The organism is Dialister succinatiphilus (assembly GCF_928721695.1).
Taxonomy (GTDB): domain Bacteria; phylum Bacillota; class Negativicutes; order Veillonellales; family Dialisteraceae; genus Dialister; species Dialister succinatiphilus.
The window spans coordinates 1393995-1417060 of sequence record NZ_OV788641.1 but is presented as its reverse complement, the minus strand read 5'-3'; the positions used below and the strand labels follow the sequence as shown (position 1 = coordinate 1417060).

Annotated in this window: 19 protein-coding genes; 2 read left to right on the top strand and 17 right to left on the bottom strand. The window is 51.1% G+C overall.

Translation table 11 applies throughout. The annotated features are described in order from the left end of the window. Positions 1-12: 12 nt before the first annotated feature. The 12 genes from NW747_RS05805 to NW747_RS05750 all read right to left on the bottom strand — a co-directional run bounded on the left by NW747_RS05805 (position 13) and on the right by NW747_RS05750 (position 16692). Positions 13-546, bottom strand: a complete 534-nt coding sequence (locus tag NW747_RS05805; protein ID WP_273185857.1) for a KdsC family phosphatase — start codon at positions 544-546, stop codon at positions 13-15. Further along, complete coding sequence (locus NW747_RS05800) at positions 546-1517, bottom strand: KpsF/GutQ family sugar-phosphate isomerase (RefSeq protein WP_273185854.1); 972 nt, start codon at positions 1515-1517, stop codon at positions 546-548. Before NW747_RS05800 ends, NW747_RS05805 begins: the two co-directional genes overlap by 1 nt. Before the next feature lie 158 nt (positions 1518-1675). Beyond that, entirely contained in the window at positions 1676-2518 is an 843-nt protein-coding gene (gene kdsA / locus NW747_RS05795; protein WP_008860454.1) for a 3-deoxy-8-phosphooctulonate synthase, read from the bottom strand. Further along, entirely contained in the window at positions 2515-3246 is a 732-nt protein-coding gene (gene kdsB / locus NW747_RS05790; protein ID WP_273185851.1) for a 3-deoxy-manno-octulosonate cytidylyltransferase, read from the bottom strand. The genes kdsA and kdsB overlap by 4 nt, the downstream gene beginning before the upstream one ends. Further along, a complete protein-coding gene (gene lpxK / locus NW747_RS05785) occupies positions 3243-4352 on the bottom strand; it encodes a tetraacyldisaccharide 4'-kinase (RefSeq protein WP_273185849.1) in 1110 nt (369 codons plus the stop codon). Before lpxK ends, kdsB begins: the two co-directional genes overlap by 4 nt. Continuing rightward, positions 4349-5671 carry a 3-deoxy-D-manno-octulosonic acid transferase gene (locus NW747_RS05780; RefSeq protein WP_008860451.1) on the bottom strand — a complete coding sequence of 441 codons (1323 nt, stop codon included), beginning with the start codon at positions 5669-5671 and terminating at the stop codon, positions 4349-4351. Before NW747_RS05780 ends, lpxK begins: the two co-directional genes overlap by 4 nt. 144 nt (positions 5672-5815) lie before the next feature. After that, complete coding sequence (locus tag NW747_RS05775; protein WP_273185846.1) at positions 5816-7600, bottom strand: ABC transporter ATP-binding protein; 1785 nt, start codon at positions 7598-7600, stop codon at positions 5816-5818. Then, positions 7590-8729, bottom strand: coding sequence for a lipid-A-disaccharide synthase (gene lpxB, locus NW747_RS05770; RefSeq protein ID WP_273185843.1), 1140 nt, complete (start codon positions 8727-8729; stop codon positions 7590-7592). The genes NW747_RS05775 and lpxB overlap by 11 nt, the downstream gene beginning before the upstream one ends. After that, positions 8726-9550 (bottom strand): LpxI family protein, encoded by an 825-nt coding sequence (locus NW747_RS05765; protein ID WP_008860448.1) that lies wholly within the window; start codon positions 9548-9550, stop codon positions 8726-8728. The genes lpxB and NW747_RS05765 overlap by 4 nt, the downstream gene beginning before the upstream one ends. 494 nt (positions 9551-10044) lie before the next feature. After that, entirely contained in the window at positions 10045-11304 is a 1260-nt protein-coding gene (gene sstT / locus NW747_RS05760) for a serine/threonine transporter SstT (RefSeq protein WP_273095636.1), read from the bottom strand. 308 nt (positions 11305-11612) lie between these two features. Continuing rightward, positions 11613-15041 (bottom strand): pyruvate carboxylase, encoded by a 3429-nt coding sequence (locus NW747_RS05755; RefSeq protein WP_008860446.1) that lies wholly within the window; start codon positions 15039-15041, stop codon positions 11613-11615. A 700-nt stretch (positions 15042-15741) separates the two neighbouring features. Continuing rightward, on the bottom strand, positions 15742-16692 hold the full coding sequence (locus NW747_RS05750) for an L-lactate dehydrogenase (RefSeq protein ID WP_008860443.1): 951 nt from the start codon (positions 16690-16692) through the stop codon (positions 15742-15744). Between the two features lie 222 nt (positions 16693-16914). Here NW747_RS05750 and rd point away from each other — a divergent pair, with 222 nt between their 5' ends. Then, positions 16915-17079: a rubredoxin gene (gene rd / locus NW747_RS05745; RefSeq protein ID WP_008860442.1), complete on the top strand. Its 165-nt coding sequence runs from the start codon at positions 16915-16917 to the stop codon at positions 17077-17079. Positions 17080-17126: 47 nt separating this feature from the next. Here the strand turns inward: rd and NW747_RS05740 are convergent, their stop codons facing one another. From NW747_RS05740 to tyrS, 5 genes are all read right to left on the bottom strand, one after another. Further along, positions 17127-17774 carry a hypothetical protein gene (locus NW747_RS05740; RefSeq protein ID WP_273185839.1) on the bottom strand — a complete coding sequence of 216 codons (648 nt, stop codon included), beginning with the start codon at positions 17772-17774 and terminating at the stop codon, positions 17127-17129. 679 nt (positions 17775-18453) lie between these two features. Further along, positions 18454-19062, bottom strand: a complete 609-nt coding sequence (locus NW747_RS05735; RefSeq protein WP_008860440.1) for a hypothetical protein — start codon at positions 19060-19062, stop codon at positions 18454-18456. A 104-nt stretch (positions 19063-19166) separates the two neighbouring features. After that, positions 19167-19868: a tRNA threonylcarbamoyladenosine dehydratase gene (locus NW747_RS05730; RefSeq protein ID WP_273185836.1), complete on the bottom strand. Its 702-nt coding sequence runs from the start codon at positions 19866-19868 to the stop codon at positions 19167-19169. Next, on the bottom strand, positions 19868-20239 hold the full coding sequence (locus NW747_RS05725) for a VOC family protein (RefSeq protein ID WP_008860438.1): 372 nt from the start codon (positions 20237-20239) through the stop codon (positions 19868-19870). Before NW747_RS05725 ends, NW747_RS05730 begins: the two co-directional genes overlap by 1 nt. Positions 20240-20428: 189 nt before the next feature. Continuing rightward, entirely contained in the window at positions 20429-21676 is a 1248-nt protein-coding gene (gene tyrS / locus NW747_RS05720; protein ID WP_273096147.1) for a tyrosine--tRNA ligase, read from the bottom strand. 355 nt (positions 21677-22031) lie between these two features. Here tyrS and NW747_RS05715 point away from each other — a divergent pair, with 355 nt between their 5' ends. Next, entirely contained in the window at positions 22032-23003 is a 972-nt protein-coding gene (locus NW747_RS05715; RefSeq protein ID WP_273185832.1) for an NAD(P)-dependent oxidoreductase, read from the top strand. Positions 23004-23066 lie beyond the last annotated feature (63 nt).

Genomic DNA, 23066 nt, shown 5'->3' with positions numbered 1-23066 from the left:
ATCCTGAGGATACTACTGTGAAACAGTATCCTGCTTCTTTCTATAGGAATCCACGGCTTCCTTCCAGCGCCCCTGGGTTTTCATCACTTTTTCAATAAACTCCCGGGCTGCGCCTTTTCCTCCCTGGCAGGAGGAAATGAAATCTGCCGCCTTTTGTACTTCCTTCACTCCGTCTTTGGGGCAGGCGGAAAAGCCGGCCTTTTCCATGAGAGGCAGATCATTCAGGTCATCTCCCATGTAAGCGGCTTCGTCCCAGGAAAGTCCACAGGTTTTCAGAAGGCCTTCCATGGCCTTCACTTTGTCTGCAACACCCATGAGGACGAAATCCACAGCCAGCTCTTTTCCCCGGTTTTCCACAATGGGACTCTTCCTTCCGGTAATGAAACCGGTGATATAGCCCATGCGATGGGCCAAGGCAATGGCCAGCCCGTCCCTGGCGTGGAAAATCTTGGAAATTTCTCCATTTTCTCCCATGACCAGGTACCCCGGCGTCAGAGTGCCATCCACATCAAAAGCAAAGAGCTTGATTCTTTCCGCATTCTTCATCACATAACCCCCTGCTTGAGGAGATCTGTAATGTGGATCATGCCGATGGCCTTTCCCTCATCATCGGTCACAGGAAGCACCGTAATGGGATGGGGCCGGTGCTCTTCCATCTTGTGGAGTCCTTCGGCTGCCAGCTTTTCCTTGTGAATCACCTGGGGGTTCACGGTCATTACCGCATCCACCGGAAGGGACAGGAAATCCACTCCCTTCTCCAGGCCCCGCCGTACATCGCCGTCGGTCATGAGCCCTTTCAGGCATCCCTTGCTGTCCACCACGGACACGGCGCCCAGGCCCTTATCAGTCATGACGAAAAGGGCATCTTTCACGGAAGCGGTCTCCTGAATCAGCGGATTTTCTTCACCTTTGTGCATCACCATTTCCACCGTCAGAAGGAGTTTTTTCCCCAGAGAACCGCCGGGATGGAAAATAGCAAAATTATCGGCAGTGAAATGGTGCCTTTCAATCAGGCATACGGCCAGCGCATCTCCCAGAGCCAGGGCAGCGGTGGTGGAGCTGGTAGGTGCCAGTCCCAGGGAGTCTGCTTCCTTTTTCACCCCTGCATCCAGCACGGCATCCGCATTTCTGGCAAGGGTGGAACGGGTATTTCCGACAACTGCCACCAGTTTGGTGCCAATGCGTTTCAGGGAAGGAAGGATGTTCAGTACTTCCGCCGTTTCACCGCTGTTGGAATAGGCAATCACCACGTCATCGGCAGTCACCATGCCCAGATCGCCGTGAATGCCTTCTGCCGGATGAAGAAAGAAGGCAGGCGTACCGGTGCTGGCCATGGTGGCCGCCACCTTCCTGGCTATATGTCCTGATTTGCCCATGCCCGTCAGCACCACCCGGCCTTTGGCACTTTCAATGAGATGGACTGCCGCTTCAAACTGGCCATCCAGCTTATCCACCAGGGAAATGACTGCGTCCGCCTCATCGCGGAGCACTCGCGAAGCTGTTTCAATGACTGACATACTGCCTCCACAATACTGTAAAAGAAAACAGGAAAAAGAATCTTCGTATCTTATTATTATACAATACTTTTTCTTTGAAATATATCAAATGAAGCAGGTTAAGAGGGAGGAAGGCTGACAGCCCCGGTCCCGGTCTTTATTGTGAGAAACTCACCAGCTCACTGACCACCCAGTCCCTTTTCCTTATCCTTCCTGACCACCTGGTTAATGGCGATGAGGTCTTTCAAAAGATCCTCCAGGGAAGAAAGATAAAGCATGTTGGTAGAATCAGAGAGGCCTTCCGGCGGATTATCATGGACTTCCATGAAGAAGCCGTCTACGCCGGAAGCCGCCGCTGCCCGGGCCAGGTAGGGAATGAATTCCCGCTGTCCGCCGGTGGAGCTTCCCATGCCGCCGGGGAGCTGTACGCTGTGGGTGGCATCAAAAATAACGGGGTAGCCGAACTGACGCATAATGGGGAAAGAGCGCATATCCACCACCAGGTTATGGTAGCCGAAGGATGCTCCCCGTTCTGTCACTGCCAGGTTCGGATTATGGGCTTCTTCCATTTTTTCAATCACATTTTTCATGTCTTCCGGTGCCATAAACTGGCCTTTTTTCACATTCACCGGTTTGCCTGTCATGGCAGCGCCGTAAACCAGGTCTGTCTGGCGGCAGAGGAAGGCAGGAATCTGCAGCATATCCAGCACTTTGGATGCCGGAGCCAGCTGGGTCACATCATGGACATCGGACAGTACCGGCACCTGCAGCTCCTTCTTGATATCCGCCAGGATTTCCAGGCCCTTTTCCAGTCCCGGTCCGCGGAAAGAATGGAAGGAGGAACGGTTGGCTTTATCATAGGATGCTTTGAAAATATACTGTACCCCCAGCCGTTCACAGATTTTCTTGATTTCCCGGCCGATCATAAGCGTGCGGTCATAACCTTCAATAACGCAGGGGCCGGCGATGAGGAAGAGCTTTTCCCCATCCAGTGTCAGATTTCCTACATGGATTGTTTTCATAAGTGATTCCTTTCAAAATACTCATTGGCTTTCTTCAGGTCTGCTTCTGTATCAATACCGATATCTTCGGTTTTGACAGAAATAACGCCGATTTTATAGCCCATTTCCAGGGCCCGCAGCTGTTCCAGGGATTCCGTCTTTTCCAGCGGAGTCTGTTCCATTTTGGCATAAGCCAGAAGGAAATCCCGGCGGTAAGCATAAATGCCCACATGCTTCAGCGGCGGTTCTGCAAAATCATGGCGGGGATAGGGAATCAGGGAGCGGGAGAAATAAAGGGCTTCTCCTTTCCGGTTAACCACCACTTTGACCGCTGAGGGATCATTATACTCCTCTTTTCTGAGAGGGGTAGCCACGGTAGCCATGTCCAGATCTTCATGGTCCATCAGGTCCTTGGCCAGCCCGTCAATGACGTCGGGGTCGATCAGCGGTTCATCACCCTGTACATTCACAATAATATCATACTGCGGAAACTTTGCTGCCACTTCTGCCAGCCTGTCGGTGCCGGTGGGATGGTTGACAGAGGTCATCACCACATGGCCGCCGAAGGCTTTCACTTCTTTTTCAATATCTTCATGGTCTGTAGCCACGATAACCCGTTCCGGCACCTTGGCCAGAAGGGCTCTTTCATACACCCGATGTACCAGCGTTTCGCCGGCAATCATGCGAAGGGGCTTGCCCGGAAGCCGGGTAGAGGCGTACCTTGACGGAATAATACATACAGCTTTCATTTCAAATCCTCCCATTGCTTCCTTAAAACCGCTTCCCCCTCCGGAAAGGCCATTTCAATTTCCAGTACATACAGGGGGACGGCCGCTCTTTTGATTTCTTTCAGATTCATCATTTTCACTGCATCTTTTTCAGTGGTCACAATCATATCTGCGCCATACTTCAACGCTTCCGATATGACGTTTCTCAAATCCTCATCGCTGTAATGATGATGGTCATCATAGGCCATTTCACCAGTGAGGAAGAGGCCTGCCTCCCCGGCCGTTCTGGCAAAGGCCGCCGGATTCCCTATGCCCGAAACCAGGTAAGCCCTTTTCCCTTTCACCAGCGAAAGGGGACCTTCATGGTTCCTTTCCATCCATTTCGTGAAGGCCACGACCCTGGAAGGTCGGTGGCAGGCACAGATAACAGGAATGCCCGGCGCCAGCTTTTCCAGCCGGTTTCTGATTTCCTCCACCTGTTCCTCATTCACCTGGTCGCTCTTGGTGAGAATGAAAAGGCTGGCCCTTTGTAATGCATCCAGGGGCTCCCGGAGAAGCCCCCGGGGGAGGGCATGTTCATAGCCGAAGGGATTGGTACAGTCAAGAAGCACCAGATCCCTGTCCCTTTTCAGTTTCCAATACTGGAAACCGTCATCCATGAGGAGAATGTCCGCTTTCAGCTTCTTCGCCTTTTCCACCGACCGCAGCCGGTCTTTCCCTACCAGTACCGGTACATGAGGCAGTTTCAGGGCCATCATATAGGGCTCATCCCCTGCCATGGCCTGGGAAACGAGGATATGTGCCCCGTCAGAAACAAGGCCGCCCTCTTTTTCAAGGCCGCTCCGGTAGCCCCGGCTGATAATGGCAGGATGGAAGCCTTCCTTTTCCAGCATGTCCGCCATTTTGATGATACAGGGGGTCTTCCCTGTGCCGCCGGCAGTCACATTGCCTACGGAAATGACAGGAATCCCGCAGTCTTCTGCTGCTTTTTCTTCCGCCTCCCGGCGCTTCACCACCTGGGACAGGTACAGCTTTTCCAGCTTGTCCAGAAGAGAGAGCATGAGCCTCCCTTTCAGGTCCGGAGAAGGATTCTTCATCAGGCCGGTGACGTAATTTTCAAGACTCATGCGTTTTCCCTCAGTTTGATACCATATTCCTTCACCAGTTCCTCAAAGGAAGCAATATTTCTTTCTGTGGCCCCCTGATTTTCATGAACCACTTCCAATGCCGCTTCTCCCATTTTCTTCATTTTCTCCGGATTCCCCAGAAGGTCAAGAAGTGTGGTTTCAAAGGATTTCTCATCGGGGGTCATGATGCATACGCCCCGCTGGGAAAGGAGCTCGAAGATTTCCTGGAAATTGAACATATAGGGACCTACAAGCACCGGTTTTCCATGGGCTGCCGGTTCCAGGATATTATGGCCCCCTACTTTGACAAAGCTGCCTCCCACAAACACCACATCTGCCAGGCTGTAGAGCCGGCCCAGTTCACCGATGGTGTCCAGAATCACAATCTGAGCGCCCTTGCCGTCATCCTCATCCGTTCCCATTTTAGAGCGGCGGAGCACGGTGTAGCCCTGGTGTTTGATCATGAACCGCACCGAGGCGGCACGGGTAATTTCGCGGACTGCCAGAAGAAGGCGGGCATCCGGATATTTTTCCAGAACCTTTCCGAAGGTGCGTACCACGATTTCCTCTTCTCCGCCATGGGTGGAGCCTGCCACAATGATGGGGCCCTTCCCTTCAAAGCGGAATTCCCTTCTGAGCTTGGCCCGTTCCTCTTCCGACACTTCCGCATAGGTCTGGTCATACTTCGTATTTCCTGTAATAACCACCCTTTTGGGAATGGCTCCCATGGAAATAATGCGTTCCCTGTCGATTTTAGACTGCATGCAGAATTTCCGGATCTGCAGGAGCATTCTGGTGGTAAACCGCTTGATGAGGGAATAGCGGCGCATGGAGCGGCCGCTGATTCTGCCGTTCATCATCATCACCGGTATCTTCTTTCTCCAGGCCAGGCGGAGGAAATTGGGCCACAGTTCCGTTTCAATAAGGATAATGGCCTTGGGGTTTACGATATTTACAATCCGTTCCGTAATGACCGGCAGGTCAAAGGGAAAGAATATATGCCCGTCTGCTTCCGGGATAATGCGCTGGGCCATGCGGTGGCCTGTGGCGGTAACCACGGACACCACCACCATTTCCTGGGGATATTTCTTCTTCAGCTCCCGCACAATGGGGCTGGCTGCTACCACTTCCCCTACGGAAGCGGCATGAACCCAGATGGCATTGTGGTCTGCAATCTGCAGCAGCGTAGGCGTAGGCATGATGCCGGCACTCTGCTTCAGTCTGTCATAAAAACCTTCTTCAAATACAAGACGGTAAATCAGAAGGGGAATCTGGAGAATCCAGTAAGCCACCAGACAGATGTTATAAAACCAATACAATGGGATATCTCCTTTGTCGGAACAATCAGGGGGAGAAGAGATTTGGGATTTGGGATTTGAGATTTGAGGGCTGAGGGAAGTTCCTGTTTCTTATGTCCAGCTGCCAATGTCTTGAAAAAACCGGGAAACTGGCTCACCAGCTCACTATCCCTCTTTCTTTTTGTCTTCCACCGAATCCTCTGCTTCTGTCACTTTGGCACTCATGGTGTAGAGGTCGTAGTAGAGACCGCCCTTTGCCATCAGTTCGTCATGGGTGCCCCGTTCGGCAATGACGCCGTCATTCAGCACCAGAATCTGGTCTGCATTCTTAATGGTGGAAAGCCGGTGGGCGATGACGAAAGCCGTACGGCCTACCATCAGTTTATCCAGAGCATCCTGCACCACTTTTTCACTTTCCGTATCCAGAGCGGAAGTCGCTTCATCGAGGATAAGGATTTTCGGATTTTTCAGGATGGCCCGGGCAATGGCGATACGCTGGCGCTGGCCGCCGGAGAGGATCAGTCCCCGGTCCCCTACCCTGGTATCAATGCCGTCAGGCAGTTCTCTGATAAATTTCTCCGCGTTGGCAGAGCGGACAGCCGCCCACACTTCTTCGTCAGTGGCATCCAGACGGCCATAGAGCACATTGTCCTTGATGGACGTATTGAAAAGAAGAGTATCCTGGGGCACCAGGCCGATCTGGTCGCGAAGGGACCCCAGATCCGCCTTTCGGATATCCATGCCGTCAATGTCGATTTCACCGCCGGTGATTTCATAGAACCTTGGAAGCAGGTTGGCAATAGTGGATTTGCCGGCCCCCGAAGGACCTACAATGGCAATGGTTTCACCGGGGTTGGCTTTGAAATTCAAATCCCTGAGGACCGGATGACCTTCTTCATAGGCAAACTGTACATGCTTTGCCTCCACCAGCCCTTTCTTCACTACCAGGGGCTTTTCATCTTCATGGTTCTGGTCTTCTTCCTTTTCATCAAGGATGGCAAAAACCCTGTCCGCTGCTGCCAGGGACTTCTGGATATTGCCGTAGCTGTCGGCAATACGCTTGATGGGGTTTGCCAGATTGATGGCATAAATAAGGAAGGCAATCAGCTCGCCGGCCGTCATAATGCCGTCAATGACAGACACGCCGCCGTACCAGATAATTACCGTAATGGCCAGGGCCGCCAGAAATTCCACTACCGGCGTAAGCTGGCTCTGCTGGCGGATGGATTTCACAGTTGCCTTGAAATTGTTCTGGTTCACCTGTCTGAACCGTTTCGTTTCATAGTCGCAGCGGTTGAAGCTTCGGATGATGCGGACGCCGGAAATGGTTTCCTGCAGCATGGCCGTCACATCAGCCAGTCTTTCCTGCACGCTCCGGCCGGAGGAATGGAGTTTCCTGCCGAAGAATTTGATGGTCACCGACACCAGAGGCACAATGATAAGGCAGAGAATGGTGAGCTTCCACTGGAGGTAAATCATGGCGGCAAAGGAACCGATGAAAATGGCTCCTTCCTGTACCAGCATAATGAAATCGGTGGTCATGGCCGTCTGCAGGGCGCCGATGTCGTTGGTGAGATTACTCATGATTTCACCGGTACGCCTTTTATCAAAGTAGGCAATCGGCAGCTTCTGCAGGTGCTCGTAGAGCTTGTTTCGTAAATCCCGGATCACCGACTGCCCGATGTACCCCATGAGGTAGCGGTGGGCAAAGGTGGTGGAACCGCGGATGAAGAACACCACAATAATGGAAATAATAATCAGATAAAGCATGGTGAGGTCTTTATCTTCCAGTACCTTATCGATGACGTCCTTGATAATCCAGGGAACGTAAAGATTGGATGCCGATACAGCCACCATACAGATGATGGATATAATCAGCAGTTTGATATAGGGCTTCAGAAAATGGAGAAGCCTTTTATAACTGTTTAATTTGCTTCGTTTATTTGCCATGAACCGCTCCTGCAGTCTTTATAATAAGCTCGGCCACCCGATGGACAGCTCCGCCGGATCCAAGGGCTTTCCGCACTTCCCGGATTTCTTCCACATTCTTTTCCCTTTTCTTTTCATCTTCCAGCCAGGGAAGGAGGATGGACACTATGTTATCCGCATTGGCCCTGTCCTGGAGAAGCTCCGGTGTCACCTCCCGGTTCAGGAGAAGGTTGGGAAGGCCTGCATATTTTACATGAACCAGAAGATTGGCCAAAAACCAGGTAATCGGCGCCAGTCTGTATACCAGCACCGTAGGAAGCTCCATAAGAGCCGTTTCCAGAGTGGCTGTGCCGGAAGATGCCACGCAGGCGGTGCAGATATGCATGAGATCATATTGATGACCCTCGGTGATTTCAATGGAAAGGGATGTGTTTCCTATGATTCCCAAAAGCATGTCTTTGGGAATGGTGGAGGCCCGGGGAATAAAAAACTGGCACCTTTCCTTTTCCTCCAGCCTTTTCGCCGCCTCCAGCATCATGGGAAGAAGGCCGGCTACCTCATTTTTCCGGCTGCCCGGCATGAGGAGCACTCGCTTCCTGGAGGGATCTCCATGAAAATATTTCATGGCCTCCTCAAAGGACATGGAGGGCTTCACCGTATCCGCCAGGGGATGGCCCACAAAAGTGACGCGGGCCCCTGCTTTCCGATAGGCCTCTGCCTCAAAAGGAAATATGGAAGCCACCTGCTCCACATCCCGCACAATGTTTTTGGCCCTGCCCTTATTCCAGGCCCAGATGGTGGGCGCAATGTAGTAAATCACCGGGATTCCCAGCTCCTTTGCCACATGGGCCAGTTTCATGTTGAATCCCGGATAGTCCACGCACACCAGCACATCCGGCTTCTCTTCCACCATGGCTTTCTTCAGAAAAGCACGGAGACGGAAGAAGAAGGGGATATGGCGAATCACTTCCACCACGCCGATAATGCCCAGATTTTCTATATCATATATAATACGGACACCGCTCTTTCTCATGTCGGCGCCGCCCATGCCGAATATGTCCGCTTCCGGCATGATCCGTTTCAGCTCTGCCGCCACAGCAGCAGCATGCATATCGCCGGAAGCCTCTCCGGCAGACATCATTATTTTCATATCTTATCCTGTTCTACCGCAAGAATCACGATTCCCTTCCGGTCCGCTTCTGCAAGGACCGCTTCCTTTTCTGCAAAAAGGGTGTGCCAGGCCTCGATAGCCAGTACGGCGCAGTCTGATTCTTCCATGGAATGAAGGGTGGTCAGTCCCACGGCAGGCATGTCAAACCGGGTATCCTGGGAAGGCTTTGCCGTCTTTACCACCACCGCGCCGCCTCTGGCCAGACTTCCGCCCCGGCGGATGCAGGCATCGGTGCCTTCGATAGCTTCCACTGCCATGACAGCCTGGTTTTTCACCACCACTGTCTGTCCCAGATCCATGGCGCCGATGGCCTTGGCTGCCTTGAAGCCGAAAGCCACATCAGCCATCTGTGCCTCAGTGGGTTTCTTTTTCGTAAACACCTGGGGCCCCGGCATAAGAGGCTTTAAATACTTCGTCTGGTCAAGAACGGAAATGCCGTCCTTTGCCAGTTCCTCCACAATGGCCAGGGTCACTGTGTCGTCCTTGAAATTCATTTTTCTTAAACGGTTCAATACTTTGATGGCCCGAAGATCAGGGAAAGGATGGTTTTTAAAAAGCCACTCCTTCGTCACCTTGCCAATCATGGTGACTTCCTTCACCCCTTCGTTCACCAGGGTCTTAATCACCTTATTCAGCTTGAATGCGCTGATTTCATAATAGGCGTCTGCCAAATCTTTCAGACGGGGATCAATGCCCGGAATCACCGCAATGCATACCACCCGATAACCCTGGGATTTCACCGCCTCCGTAAATTCCACGGGAAGGGTGCCGATACCTGCCAAGAGACCGATTGTTTCCATAAAAACCTCCTGCGTCAACTCTTTTTATTTTATCATTTCCAGAGAAACCGTGCACTATGGAAGCTGTAAAAATACGATGATAAAACAGGCAGAAGGAAATATGTATATAGAATCCTGTCTATTTTATGATATTTATCAGGGAATGGCAAGCCCATTCCACAAAGGAGAAATCCATGTCCCTTGACTGACTATAGGAATGGAGAACCGAAAGGGCCCGGAAGGATCACCCTTCTCCCTGCCTGTTGTGCACACACCCTGTAAGGGACAGGTGAAGGAAAGGGGAAAACTTCCTCATATGAATCGGAACTCTCAAGGTACTGAATACAGAAACTCCTGAATCAAAACCTGCCATTTCCCTTTCTTCCGTCCCGCTGCCGGAAGAAGGAAGAAGTCCTGCCGGAAAAGGGTAGAAAATGATTCAGGAGTTTTTGCAGTGGATAAAAAAAGCTGTGAAAAAATGATTTACATTTTTTCACAGCTTTTTTATGGATCAATCAATGTTCATCCTTTGGAACCATGTCAGATGCTTTCAGGGTGCCATTCTTTCTGCGTTCTGCAAATTCTGCAGTGGCAGTGAAGAGCACGTCGCTGGAACTGTTGAGGGCGGTTTCGCAGGCATCTTCCAGTACGGAGATAATGAAACCTACACCTACCACCTGCATGGAAATATCATTGCCGATGCCGAAGGATGCGCAGGCAACCGGAATGAGGAGCAGGGAGCCGCCGGCTACGCCGGATGCACCGCAGGCACCAACGGTAGAAACGATGCAGAGCAGAAGGGCCGTAGCCATATCTACTTCAATACCCAGAGTATGGGCAGCAGCCAGAGCCAGCACGGAAATGGTAATGGATGCGCCAGCCATGTTGATGGTGGCACCCAGCGGAATGGAAATGGTGAAGGTATCCGGATTCAGTCCCAGTCTCTTGCAGAGGGACAGGTTCACCGGAATGTTGGCAGCAGAGCTTCTGGTGAAGAAAGCATAGACGCCGCTTTCACGGATGGTGGTCCATACCAGGGGATAGGGGTTCCTGCGTACTTTGGCAAATACGATAAGAGGATTCATCACCAGGGCTACCAGGAAGTAGGAGCCGATGAGGACGCCCAGCAGCTGTACATAGCCCAGAAGAGCACCCAGACCTGCGGTACCTACGGAATCAGCTACCAGACCCATAATACCAAGAGGTGCGAAATGGATGACCCAGGTGACTACCTTGGTAATACCGGCGGCAATATCATTGAGGCAGGCCTTGGTGGTGTCTCCGGCACAGGTCTTCAGCGCAATGCCCAAGATAATAGCCCAGCCAAGGATACCGATGTAGTTGGCGTTCATCAGGGCTGCTACCGGGTTATCTACGATGCTTAAGATCAGGTTGTGAAGAACCTGCACAATGCCGCTTGGCGGTGCCAGTTTCGTATCCGGTGCCACCTGGAGAGACAGGAACGTAGGAAACAGGAAAGACATGGTTACGCCCACCAGGGAAGCCAGGAACGTACCAATCACATACAGTTCAATAATAGGCTTCATGCTGCCGCTGGAGCCTTCCTTCCTCTGGGCCATGGCATTCATGACCAGGAAGAATACCAGGATCGGCGCTACACCTTTCAGGGCTTTAACAAAAAGGTCACCAAAAATCTTGACCACCGGAATAGCCGGCGGGAAAAAGACGGCAATGCAGATACCAATAACAAGACCTACGGCTATCTGCTTGATGAGAGACACCTTGCCAAGGATGCTCTTAATCTGGCTAAACACGATAAACTCCTCCTCCAATGAAATAAAATCCCATTTACTCCCATTTGGAAACACCGGTCGAAACACCTCAGATTCCACTCCTAAATAAAACCTGAGTCAAACCGTGATTTCCATACTCCCAGTTTATTCCCCATGTATTCTAAATAGTATACCCTGCCGCACCTGCCATGGCAAGTGCGAAAACCATATATGATTAAAAGGTACACCATTTAGTTCATGCTATGCCGCCTTATGATGTCTGCATGCGGCAAATATCTGAAAAAGCCCTGTACTCATTATGAGCCAGGGCTTTTTATCAGAAAAATCAGTTATTCAATGACCATGAGCAGGTCTCCCGATTCGATTCTCTGTCCTGCCTTCACATGAATTTCGGAAACGATACCGTCCACCGGAGCGGTAATGGTGGTTTCCATCTTCATGGCTTCCGTCACGATGACCGGTTCGCCCTTCTTCACAGAAGCGCCTTTGTCTACCAGAAGCTTCACCACGGAGCCGGAAAGGGTAGCACCCACTTCACCGGCAATATCCTTGTCCGCTTTTCTGGCACTGACGGCACTTTCTGCCACATGTTTGTCATGAATCTTGATTTCCCGGGGCATGCCGTTCAGCTCGAACTGGATTTCCCGATTGCCTTCGCCGTCAGGTTTGGTAATGTTGTCCAGTTTCACCAGCAGCATCTTGCCTTCATCAATGTTCACCCGGATTTCTTCACCCGGCTTCATGCCGAAGAAATAGGTCGGTGTATCCAGAATGGAAAGGTCACCGTACTTATGGTACCGTTCCATATAGTCACTGAATACCTTCGGATAAATGCAGTAGGACGATACATCTTCTTCCCTGGTGGGAATATGTTTCTCCTTCATTTCCATCTTCACTTTGTCAAAGTCCACATCGGCAGGATGACTTTCCAGATGCGGCTTCTGTCCGCGAAGGATGATTTTCTGCAGCTTCTCCGGAAAACCGCCGTAGGGGATGCCCAGTTTGCCATCGAAGAAATCGACCACGGACTGCGGGAAGTCCAGGGTTTCCCCTTTTTCATAAATATCTTTTTCTGTCAGATGGTTCTGTACCATGAAGAGGGTCATATCCCCTACCACCTTGGAAGACGGGGTGACTTTGATGATATCGCCGAACATCATATTCACTTTGGCATACATGCGGCATACTTCCGGCCACTCCTGCCCAAGGCCTACGGCTGTTGCCTGCTGGCGCAGGTTGGAATACTGTCCTCCCGGCATTTCATGCTGGAATACGGTGGTGTTCGGGCTGGCCATGCGGGAATCTACGCCGGCATAGTAGGGACGTACGCCCTGCCAGTAGCGGTCGATGGTTTCCAGCGCATCGATATCCAGCTTCGGCTGACGGGGATGGTTCTGCAGAGCATAGTACATGGCAGTCATAGAAGGCTGGCTGGTGCCGTTGGAAAGGGCGCCGGTAGCCACATCCACAATATCTACCCCTGCATCTACGGCTTTGGCGTAGGAGTAAAGGGTGCAGCCGCCGCCTTCATGGCTGTGGAGGTGGATAGGCAGATCCACTGCATCCTTCAGAGCGGAAATCAGGGCATAGGCTGCTTCCGGTTTCAGAAGGCCTGCCATATCCTTAATGGCGATAATGTTGGCACCGGCATTCTTCATTTCCTTTGCCAGGTCCGTATAGTACTTCAGAGAGTATTTCTGACGGCTGGGGTCCATAATGTCGCCGGTGTAGCAGAAGCAGGCTTCTGCAATCTTATTCTTCTTCCGTACCTCATCAATGGATACGGTCATATGGTTCAGCTGGTTCAGGCAGTCGAAGATACGGAATACATCAATGCCATTATCGGCAGCCTGGTCGATGAAATGACGGACCACATTTTCCGGATAGTTGGTATATCCTACGGTATTGGCGCCGCGGGTCAGCATCTGGAAAAGAATATTCGGTGCAGCCTTCCTCATCTGGCGGAGTCTGTCCCAGGGGCTTTCATCCAGGAAACGGTAAGCCACGTCGAAGGTAGCGCCGCCCCAGTTTTCAAAGGAGAAAAGCTCAGGCACATGGACAGCCGTATAATGGATGGCCTTCATAATATCATGGGTCCTCACGCGGGTAGCCAGCAGGGACTGATGGGCATCACGGTACGTGGTATCCATGAACATGACTTCCTTGCGGTCCAGTACCCACTTGGCAAACTTCTCCGGTCCCAGTTCATCCAGAAGCTGTCTGGTTCCCTTCGGTGCTTCTTCCTTGGAAGCATCCAGCACCGGAAGGGGAGCAAAGTCCGGTTTTTCCTTATGGCCGGCGCCGGCATAGCCGTTCACCGTGATATCGCCGATGTAGGAAAGAAGTTTGGTGCCCCGGTCGGAAATCAGGTCCGGTTCCTGCAGGAGCCAGGGGTTCCGGTCAATATAGTTGACATCGCATTTCCCTTCCTGGAAATCCCGGGTACGGAGCATATTCTGCAGGAAGTAAATGTTGGTCTTTACACCGGAAATCCGGAATTCATCCAGGCAGCGGAGCATTTTGTGGATGGTATCCTTCGGATGGAGGGCATGAGCTGTCACCTTAACGAGAAGAGAATCATAGTAAGGGGTAATTACAGCCCCTGCATAGGCAGTGCCTGCATCCAGACGGATACCGGGGCCGCCGCCGGAGCGGTAGGCAATGATTTTGCCTGTATCAGGCATGAAATTATTCTGCGGATCCTCGGTGGTAATACGGCACTGGATAGCCACGCCTTTGTACCAGATATCCTGCTGCTGGCCAATGGCGATTTCCGGACTGTCGATGGAGTACCCTTCGGCAATCAGAATCTGGGTCTTCACGATATCCACATCGGTAATCATTTCCGTTACCGTATGTTCTACCTGGACACGGGGATTGACTTCGATGAAATAGAAATGCTTTTCATCCTGGTCTACCAGGAATTCCACAGTACCTGCATTGAGGTAGTGTACATGTTTCATGAGCTTCACTGCCGCATTGCAGATCTTCTGGCGAAGTTCCACAGGCAGGGACCAGGCCGGTGCCATTTCGATGACCTTCTGATGACGGCGCTGGATAGAGCAGTCTCTTTCGAAAAGATGAACCACATTGCCCTGTTCATCACCCAGAATCTGTACTTCGATATGCTTCGGGTTCATAATGCATTTTTCTACATATACATCATCATCACCGAAAGCCATTTTAGCTTCGGACTTGGCCCGGTTGTAAGCCTCTTCCAGATCCTCCATGCGGTCCACGTTGCGGATGCCGCGGCCGCCGCCGCCGTTAACAGCCTTGATCATAATGGGGAAGCCGTTCTTTTCTGCAAACTCCTTCACTTCCTCAAAGCTCTTCACCGCTCCCTTGGAGCCGGGGATCATGGGAATATCTGCTTTTTCAGCCTGGATACGGGAATTCACCTTATCGCCGAACATCATCAGATGTTCTACCCGCGGCCCGATGAAAATAATGCCTTCCTCTTCGCACCTTTTGGCCAGCTTGGCATTTTCAGCCAGGAAGCCATAGCCCGGATGAATGGCATCCACATCATGTTCCTTGCAGATACGGATAATATCTTCAATATCCAGATAGGCGTCAATCGGTTTATCCCCTTCCCCGACCAGGTATGCTTCATCAGCCCGGTTGCGGTGCAGGGACAGAATATCTTCTTTGGAATAAATGGCTACTGTGCGGATTCCCAGTTCGCTGCAGGCGCGGAATACGCGGATGGCAATTTCGCCTCTGTTGGCCACCAGGACCTTACGAATATGTCTCATACAATCCTCTCCTTTAAAATCGGTTCCCTTCAGGGAACCGTAAAGCTGTCAGCAGGAAGGCCCTTCAACCATAAACAGGGCTTTCCCTTTGGGTTATATGTAACATTGTACTAAGGGGCTTTTCTAAAATCAATAGCCCTCTATAAATTGGTATTGATTTACCTATCGATTCATGAAACAAATAAGTTTATAGATTTAAAATAAATATGAATTGATGGTTTTATCCATATTTTTATCTATCATTTCTACTTTTAATAGTATATATGTAATTATTTTAAGACGTAAAATCTCAAAAATATCTGCTTTTATATCCATACATCTATTAGTTTGCAGGCGCTGCATCTCTAGTCAATGGATATCAGAAGAAATAGACGAGAAAAAGTCGCCCTTCCTCTTCCTCATGAATCCCGAATTTCATAACAAAAAGAGCTGTGAAGAAATGATGGAAGCTTTATCAGATAGTAAGCGATTGGAATAGTATCCAAAGCCTTTACCCCCATATTGGCAGGTCCCCCCTCGAGATGACGATAACATCAGGCAGCCTATCATCATATGTGATAAGCCAAAAGGGGCTGTGAAAAAATGGTAATCATTTCTTCACAGCCCCTTCTGCCTTTTGAGAAAGCTTCATGCCCAGCCAAGTCCATCAAAGTCAAAGACCTGGAAATTCCCATTTCACCACGGAAGGGTCGTCCCCTTATCAAGGCAGGAAGCGGTTTCCTCTCTCAATATTCCGATGAATCGTATCGATGCATTCTTTGAGCCGCTTCATCTCATTGTCCGGAAGATCATACTCCAGCACTTCCTCCACCCCATGGATACCGATGACTGCCGGCACGCCGCAGAACACATCCTGTTCCCCGTATTCACCCCGAAGTTCTACAGAACAGGGAAGAATCCGTTTTTCATCATGGAAAATCGTCCTCACCAGCGTAGCTGCGGCCGATGCGATGCCGTACTCCGTGCACTGCTTGCCCTGGTAAGTCACCCAGCCGCCTTTAATGGCCTTTTCCTGCACCTTGTCCTTATCAAAGAGGAAGCGGGGATCTTCCTCCATCTGCTCCAGCGTCTGGCCGTAGAAATTGACCTGAGACCAGGGAACCATCTGGGCACTGCCATGTTCCCCCATCATAAAGGCAAAGAACCCCCGAGCATCCAGGCCTGTCTGGTCCGAAATGGCATGAATCAGGCGGGAGGAATCAAGAAGAGTTCCCGTACCTACCACCCGTCCCCGGGGAAGTCCGGAAAGCTTGGCAATCAGGTGGGCGATCACGTCACAGGGATTGGTAATGGTAACGAAAATCCCGTCGAATCCGGCCTCCATCACCTTCGGCACATAATCCGCCACCTGGCGCACACTGTTTTCCAGCTCATCATCCCGGTTCCCTGTAGCACAGAGGCTCACATCTCCCACTGCATTCACAATCACATCGCAGTCCTTCAATCCTGCATAGTCAGTCACCCGATATACCACATGATTGGGCATGTACATGACCGCATCATTCAGGTCCTGACATTCACTGATGGCCTTCTGCTCCTTCACATCACAAAGAAGGATTTCATCAGCAATCCCCATCATACCCAGGCAGAATGCCGCATGGGCACCTACATGCCCAAGGCCTGCCACACCTACTATTCTTTTCTTAGCCATATGAAAACCTCCTTTAAACCCCTATCCAAAAGATAGATAGTATTGCTGAAAATATATCATAAGACTTATTTAAAAGTCAACAGGAAAATCAATCTTCCCCGTGAAAAAATTTACAAGATAAGCCGGCCTCTCCCTTCCCTATAAAAGCTATGGTATAATACATACAGATTGATGGCTCTGCCATATGTATGTCCTGCAGCGTGCAGGAGAACGGAGGATACTATGAAGAAGTACATTTGCAAGATCTGCGGATGGATTTATGATGAAGCCCAGGGCGATCCGGATAACGGAATTGCGCCGGGCACCAAGTTCGAAGATCTTCCGGCTGATTACATCTGCCCCATGTGCGGCGCCGGAAAAGATGAATTTGAAGAATATGAAGGCTGATTGTTGAAATGAAAAGACCCCGCTCCTGCGAGGTCTTTTTTTCTTTCCTACCGGTTTTCCGCTGTTCTTTCCTTTTCCTCTTCCTTCACCCGGTCTGCATAGGCGAAAACCTTCTCTTTGATTTTAAGCTCCATGCTGCCCGGGCTGTAGGGTTTTCCGTAGTTCATGCCGGTCACATCGGCATAGGCAAAAGAAGCCTTTTTCCTTGTCAGCTCTTTTCCCTTCCGGTCATAATAAATCACGGGGCTGGCAATGAAGCAGTCCTTTTCGCCGAAATCGACCAGGAAAAGGGAATAGGCTGCCTCATCCCGGTCCACCTCGCCATGGCTGCTTTCTTCCACGGCTCTGGCGCCGGCTTTGGTAAATTCATTTTTCACCGTAGCCGTCACCCGCCGCTCGCCATTACGGGTGGTATCCTTCATGGTGTCCTGGTCGAAATAGATACTGCCGCCGGAGCTTTTCGCCACGCCTACCCACTGCAGGTTCTCCAAGGCTCCCATGGCATTTTTATAACGGTTCTTCTTTCCGGAAGAACGTTTCACCACGGCCGGCTTTGTTTTCACCGTGGTGGAATGGGAAACGCCGCTGGAAAGGATACGCTCCAGAATAGAAGCGCCATCAAAGGCCTTTGCCTCTGTTCCCGGAGGAAGGGCCAGAAACGCCGCCAGAATCACTGCCATCCACTTTTTCTTCATCGGTCTCACCTCTGCATCATCTCTCCTCTTTGATTATACTCCATCTGCTGATGGAGCACCTGTGCCAAAGGAAATGCACCTTTACGGAAGGGACCAGCTGTCATCAAAAAAGGGCTGTGAAAAAATGGTAATCATTTCTTCACAGTCCTTTTTATTACAGCCATATGATGATATGCTGCCTGTCGCTACGGGTGATAGATACTCATCTCTATGGAAACGCTGAGTCGAGAGATCTCCTGCCACCACGGGGCCTCCTCACTTCGGCGTGAGATTTCTCCACTCCGCTCCGACCGTCGAAATGCCGGGGTGCGGAGCAGCGTTTTCGTCAATTGATTCCTCCCGGGAATGACTGAATACTGCCTGCCACTATCGTCATCTCGAGCGGGGCTGCCTGCCGTTATGAGTAATAGATACTTATCTCTATTGAAACGCTGAGTCGAGAGATCTCCTGCCACCACAGGGCCTCCTCACTTCGGTGTGAGATTTCTCCACTCCGCTCCGACCGTCGAAATGACGAGGCGGGGCAGCGTTTGGGTCAATTGATCCCTCCCGGGAATGACTGCCTGCCGCTATCGTCCAAGGAACCGGAGAGAGTACTTGTCAATTCGTGCCTTGTAAACTAACCCATTGTCTACCCATCTGACCGAAGCTCCATCATTTCCTCACAGTCCCTTTTCTTTCAGGAATTCGTGATTCTTACAAATCCGCCGCCGAATTTGGTGTGTTTCAGCCAGTTTCCCAGATTGAACACATGGGCTGTCCCCTCATCCCAGAGGGTGCAGTAAATGCCATCGTCCCTTTCTTCCATTTTCACCAGGGGCATCCAGTGCCAGTGGTAGGGAATAGGCTCTCCGCCGCTGTGGAGATTCAGGAAACCGATGGGGCAGTCCGCTTCCAGTCCTTCCCTAATGAAGGCTGCCACCTTGGGAAGCTTGGGGGCCAGGAGACGGATGGAGGGAATGGGCAGGGCTTCCACCTTTCCCTTGAGTCCCCTTTCCTGCATGTAGGCGGTCAGGCCTTCTTTCAGCCAGCGGGTCTTATAGAGGCCGTGCATGCGGGGCGTTGCATATTTCCAGATATCCAGCATAATGGCCAGGGCCTCTTTTCTGGTTTCCACTTTTCTGCCCTGCTGCCTCCGTTCAATATAAGCAGCCATCATACTGCCGGCCGTGGGGCCGCAGCCTGCCAGCTTCTGCCTTTTTTCCGGATACCATTCCTGGTTGTACCCCAGCACGTCTTTTCCATTTTCCTGAATAGTCACCCAGTCAGGATGACGGATTTCAACCATATTGTTTTCCTTTCTCAGGGAAGCGCCACAAAACAGCGCACTCTTTGATTCCTGCAGTCCATACAAGCCATAGGAAAGCAGCCCATGCATGTATCGGTGCTTCCTCAGGTAATGTTTGCTTCTTTCAAAAGATTTCTAATCACATAGCCTGCCATCATCATGCCCGACACCGGCGGCACGAAGGAGGTGGAGCCCGGTGCATGGCCTTCGCCGATAGGCTTATGAGGCAGCTCCTTGGAGTATACCACGGTCAGATGCCGTACCCGGCGCTCCTTCAGCTCTTTGCGCATTTTCCTTGCCAGATGGCACACAGAGGTCTTATTAATATCTGCAATCTGCAGCATTTCCGGACGGAGCCGGTTGCCGGTACCCATGGAGGAAATTTCCGGTATTTTCAGCTTGTAGCAGATTTCTGCAATGGACACTTTAGCCGGCACATCATCAATGGCATCGATAATGAAATCAGCATGGAGATTTTTGATGAAATCCTCATCTCCCGGCCGGTAATACACAGCCAGCGCTCTGGCATCGCAGGCAGGATTCACCCGGTGCGCCCTTTCCACCATGATTTCCGCCTTGTTGCGGCCCAATGTGGTGCGGTCTGCCACCAGCTGGCGGTTCAGGTTGGAATCTTCCACCGCATCCTTATCAATAAAAATCAAATGGCCCACGCCGGCGCGAACCAGCGCTTCTGCCGCATAGGAGCCGACGCCGCCAATGCCGAAAACGGCCACAGTCTTTGTAGAAAGAAAATCAACGCCCTTTTCACCGATAATGCGGGCAGTACGTACAAAAATAGGGTCCATCACATATCCTCCGGAATAATTTCAATCCAGTATCCGTCGGGGTCATTAATGAAATAAATGCCCATGGCCGGATTTTCAAAGCAGATGCAGCCCATGGCCTTATGCTTTTCATGGGCCGCCTTCATGTCATCCACATCAAAAGCCAGATGGAATTCATTATCCCCCAGATTGTAGGGTTCCTTCCGGTCCCGAAGCCAGGTCAGTTCCAGCCGGTGCTTCGTTGCGCCATCCCCCAGATAAGCCAGAATAAAGGAGCCGTCCGGAGCCTTGTACTCACCTGTTACCTTGAGTCCCAGGGCTTCTTCATAAAAAGCGATACTCTTCTTCAAATCGAGCACGTTGAAATTGTTGTGGTTAAACGAAAATTTCATATTTCTCTCCTTTTCAAATATAGAAACTTCAATACGTTACAGTATATCACATGACAGGACTAGTTCAAAGAGTTCTGTGCCCGTCAGGTATGAAAGGTTCGGCGGGTTTAGAGCTGGCAGCAGCACAATAAAATTATGATGCTCACAAAAATAAAAAACCCTCCCGGAGGAGAGCTTTTGACCGGCATTTTATTTCACTTCGATGGAGAAGTAATTCTTTTTGCCTTTTCTGATAATAATGAATTTGCCATTAGTATTGGGATGGGCAGATACAGAGGCTTCAATGTCACGAATCTGTTCCCCATTCACCCGGATGGCGCCGTTCTTCACATCTTCCCTTGCCTGGCGCTTGGATTTTTCCACGCCGCCCTGCACCAGAGCTTCCACGATATTAATCGGTGCTTCATGGACTTCACCGCCCTTGGTGTTGCGGAAAGCTCCTTCGATTTCATCGCCCGAGAGCTCCTGGATGTTGCCGGAGAAGAGAGCCTGGGTCACCTTTTCTGCCTGGGCCAGCCCTTCTTCGCCGTGAACGAAGCGGGTCACTTCTTCAGCCAGCTTCCGCTGAGCGCTTCTGTGTTCCGGATGTTCTGCCACTTCTTTTTCCAGTGCGTCGATTTCCTCATGGGAAAGGAAGGTGAAATACTTCAGATACTTCACCACATCCCGGTCATCCTGGTTGAACCAGAACTGATAGAATTCATAGGGGGACGTCTTCTTCGGATCCAGCCATACCGCGCCGCCGGCGGTTTTGCCGAACTTGGTGCCGTCTGCCTTCAGCATGAGGGGAATGGTGAGGCCGAAGGCATCATGCACATCTTCCGTCTTTCTGAGAAGTTCTACGCCGTTTGTAATGTTGCCCCACTGGTCAGCGCCGCCGATCTGGAGCTGCACATTGTACTTGTCATAGAGCATTTTGAAATCAATGGACTGGAGAATCTGGTAGGAGAATTCGGTGAAGGAAATCCCTGTTTCCAGACGGGAAGCCACCACTTCCTTGGCCAGCATGGTATTGATATTGAACAGCTTGCCATAGTCACGAAGGAATTCCAGAAGGGAAATTTTGGAAAGCCAGTCATAGTTGTTCACCATGGTGAAGCCATCTTCGCCGAAAAGTTTCTTCATCTGGGCTGTGAGGCATTCCGCATTATGCTGGATAGTCTCCTGGGACTGGAGCACCCTTTCTGTCTTCCGGCCCGAAGGATCGCCGATGGAACCGGTGCCGCCGCCGATCACAATGACCGGATGATGACCGGCCAGCTGGAAACGCTTCAGAATCATGAATGGAATCAGATGACCGATATGCATGCTGTCGCCGGTGGGATCAATGCCGCAGTAAAGGGAAATGGATTTTTCCCCTACCAGCTTGTACAGTCCTTCCTCATCGGTCTGCTGATTGACAGCGCCACGCCATTTCAGTTCATCAATAATATTCATCGAACTCCGCCTTTCTTCATTCAATATCTGTCTGATTAGATTCAATATGTAACAACTATAACACAATTTTTAATGGATAGATATGGAGAACATAGTTTCCTGTATCAGTATGGGATGACAGGAAAGTTTCCATCATGAAAATCTTCTCTCTTCCCGCCTTCCCTGCCCCTTTCCGCCTGAGAGGAATCATCTTATAATAAAGAAAATCGAAATCTTTCCTTTCCCTCTATGGCAGCGCAAGAAAAAAAGAAATGGGCCCGGCCCCTCCAGTGGAAGAACAGCCCCGCCTTCTTTCCTTTCTTTCTGCATCAGCCTGCTCCATCCAAAGGATTCCTGTAAACAAAGGAGAAAAACTATGAATATTGTCATTGCCCCGCCCATCAAAGAAACCTATGAAAAAGATGTCCAAGCCCTCTTCCCTGATGCCGCCCTGTTCTGGCTGGAAGATCTGGATGAAGAGAAGCGGCAAAAGGCCCTGGAAAAGGCAGATGTGGTGCTTTCCAGAAATATTGTGGGCGATATCAGGAAAGAGGAAATCCCCCTTCTTGCCAAACCAGCCATGGTGCAGACCACCAGAACCGGCGTGGATCACCTGGATTTCAAAAAACTGCCGAAGGATATCCGCCTTTACTGCAACTCCGGCGGCTGGGCCCGGGGTATTGCAGAGTCCGCCTGCGGCATGATCATCGCCCTGAACCGCTGCCTCCGGGAACAGCTCCAGGACCTGCAGCAGGGGAAATTCCATATCCTGGGCTACCACCAGAAACTTCTTTCCGAACAGACCGTGCTCATTGCAGGCTTCGGCGGCATCGGACAAGCCGTGGCAGAAGTGCTTTCCCCTTTCCACTGCCGCCTCACCGCCATTTCCCGCCACCTGCCCAAGTCCCCTCTTCTTGACAAAGCCTACACCATGGACCAGCTGGAAGAAGCGGTGAAGGAAGCGGACGTACTAGTACTGGCCCTGCCCTTCACCAAAGAAACGGAAGGCCTCATCAGCAGACACATACTTTCCCTCATGAAAGAGGACAGCCTGCTGGTAGACGTAGCCCGGGCCCAGCTCATTGACCGGGAAGCCCTGCTGGACAAAGTAAAAAATAATCCCCGCTTCCATGTGGCCATGGACGTATGGTGGGAAGAAAACGAAGCCTATCCAAAGGACGGCGATCCCCTGCTGGCCTATCCCAACGTCATCGGCAGCGCCCACAATGCAGAAATGAGCAGCACCGCCCACCGGGAAGCCCTCATGAATGCCCTCCATAACATCCGCGCTTTCCTGGATGGAAAACCGGTGAAAGGAAAGGTGAACAGAGAAGAATATAGAAGATAGATTTGAGATTTGGGATTCTTCGGAATCTTTTCCTGAAAAAGCAGGTCCCTCCTTTCGGAGAGA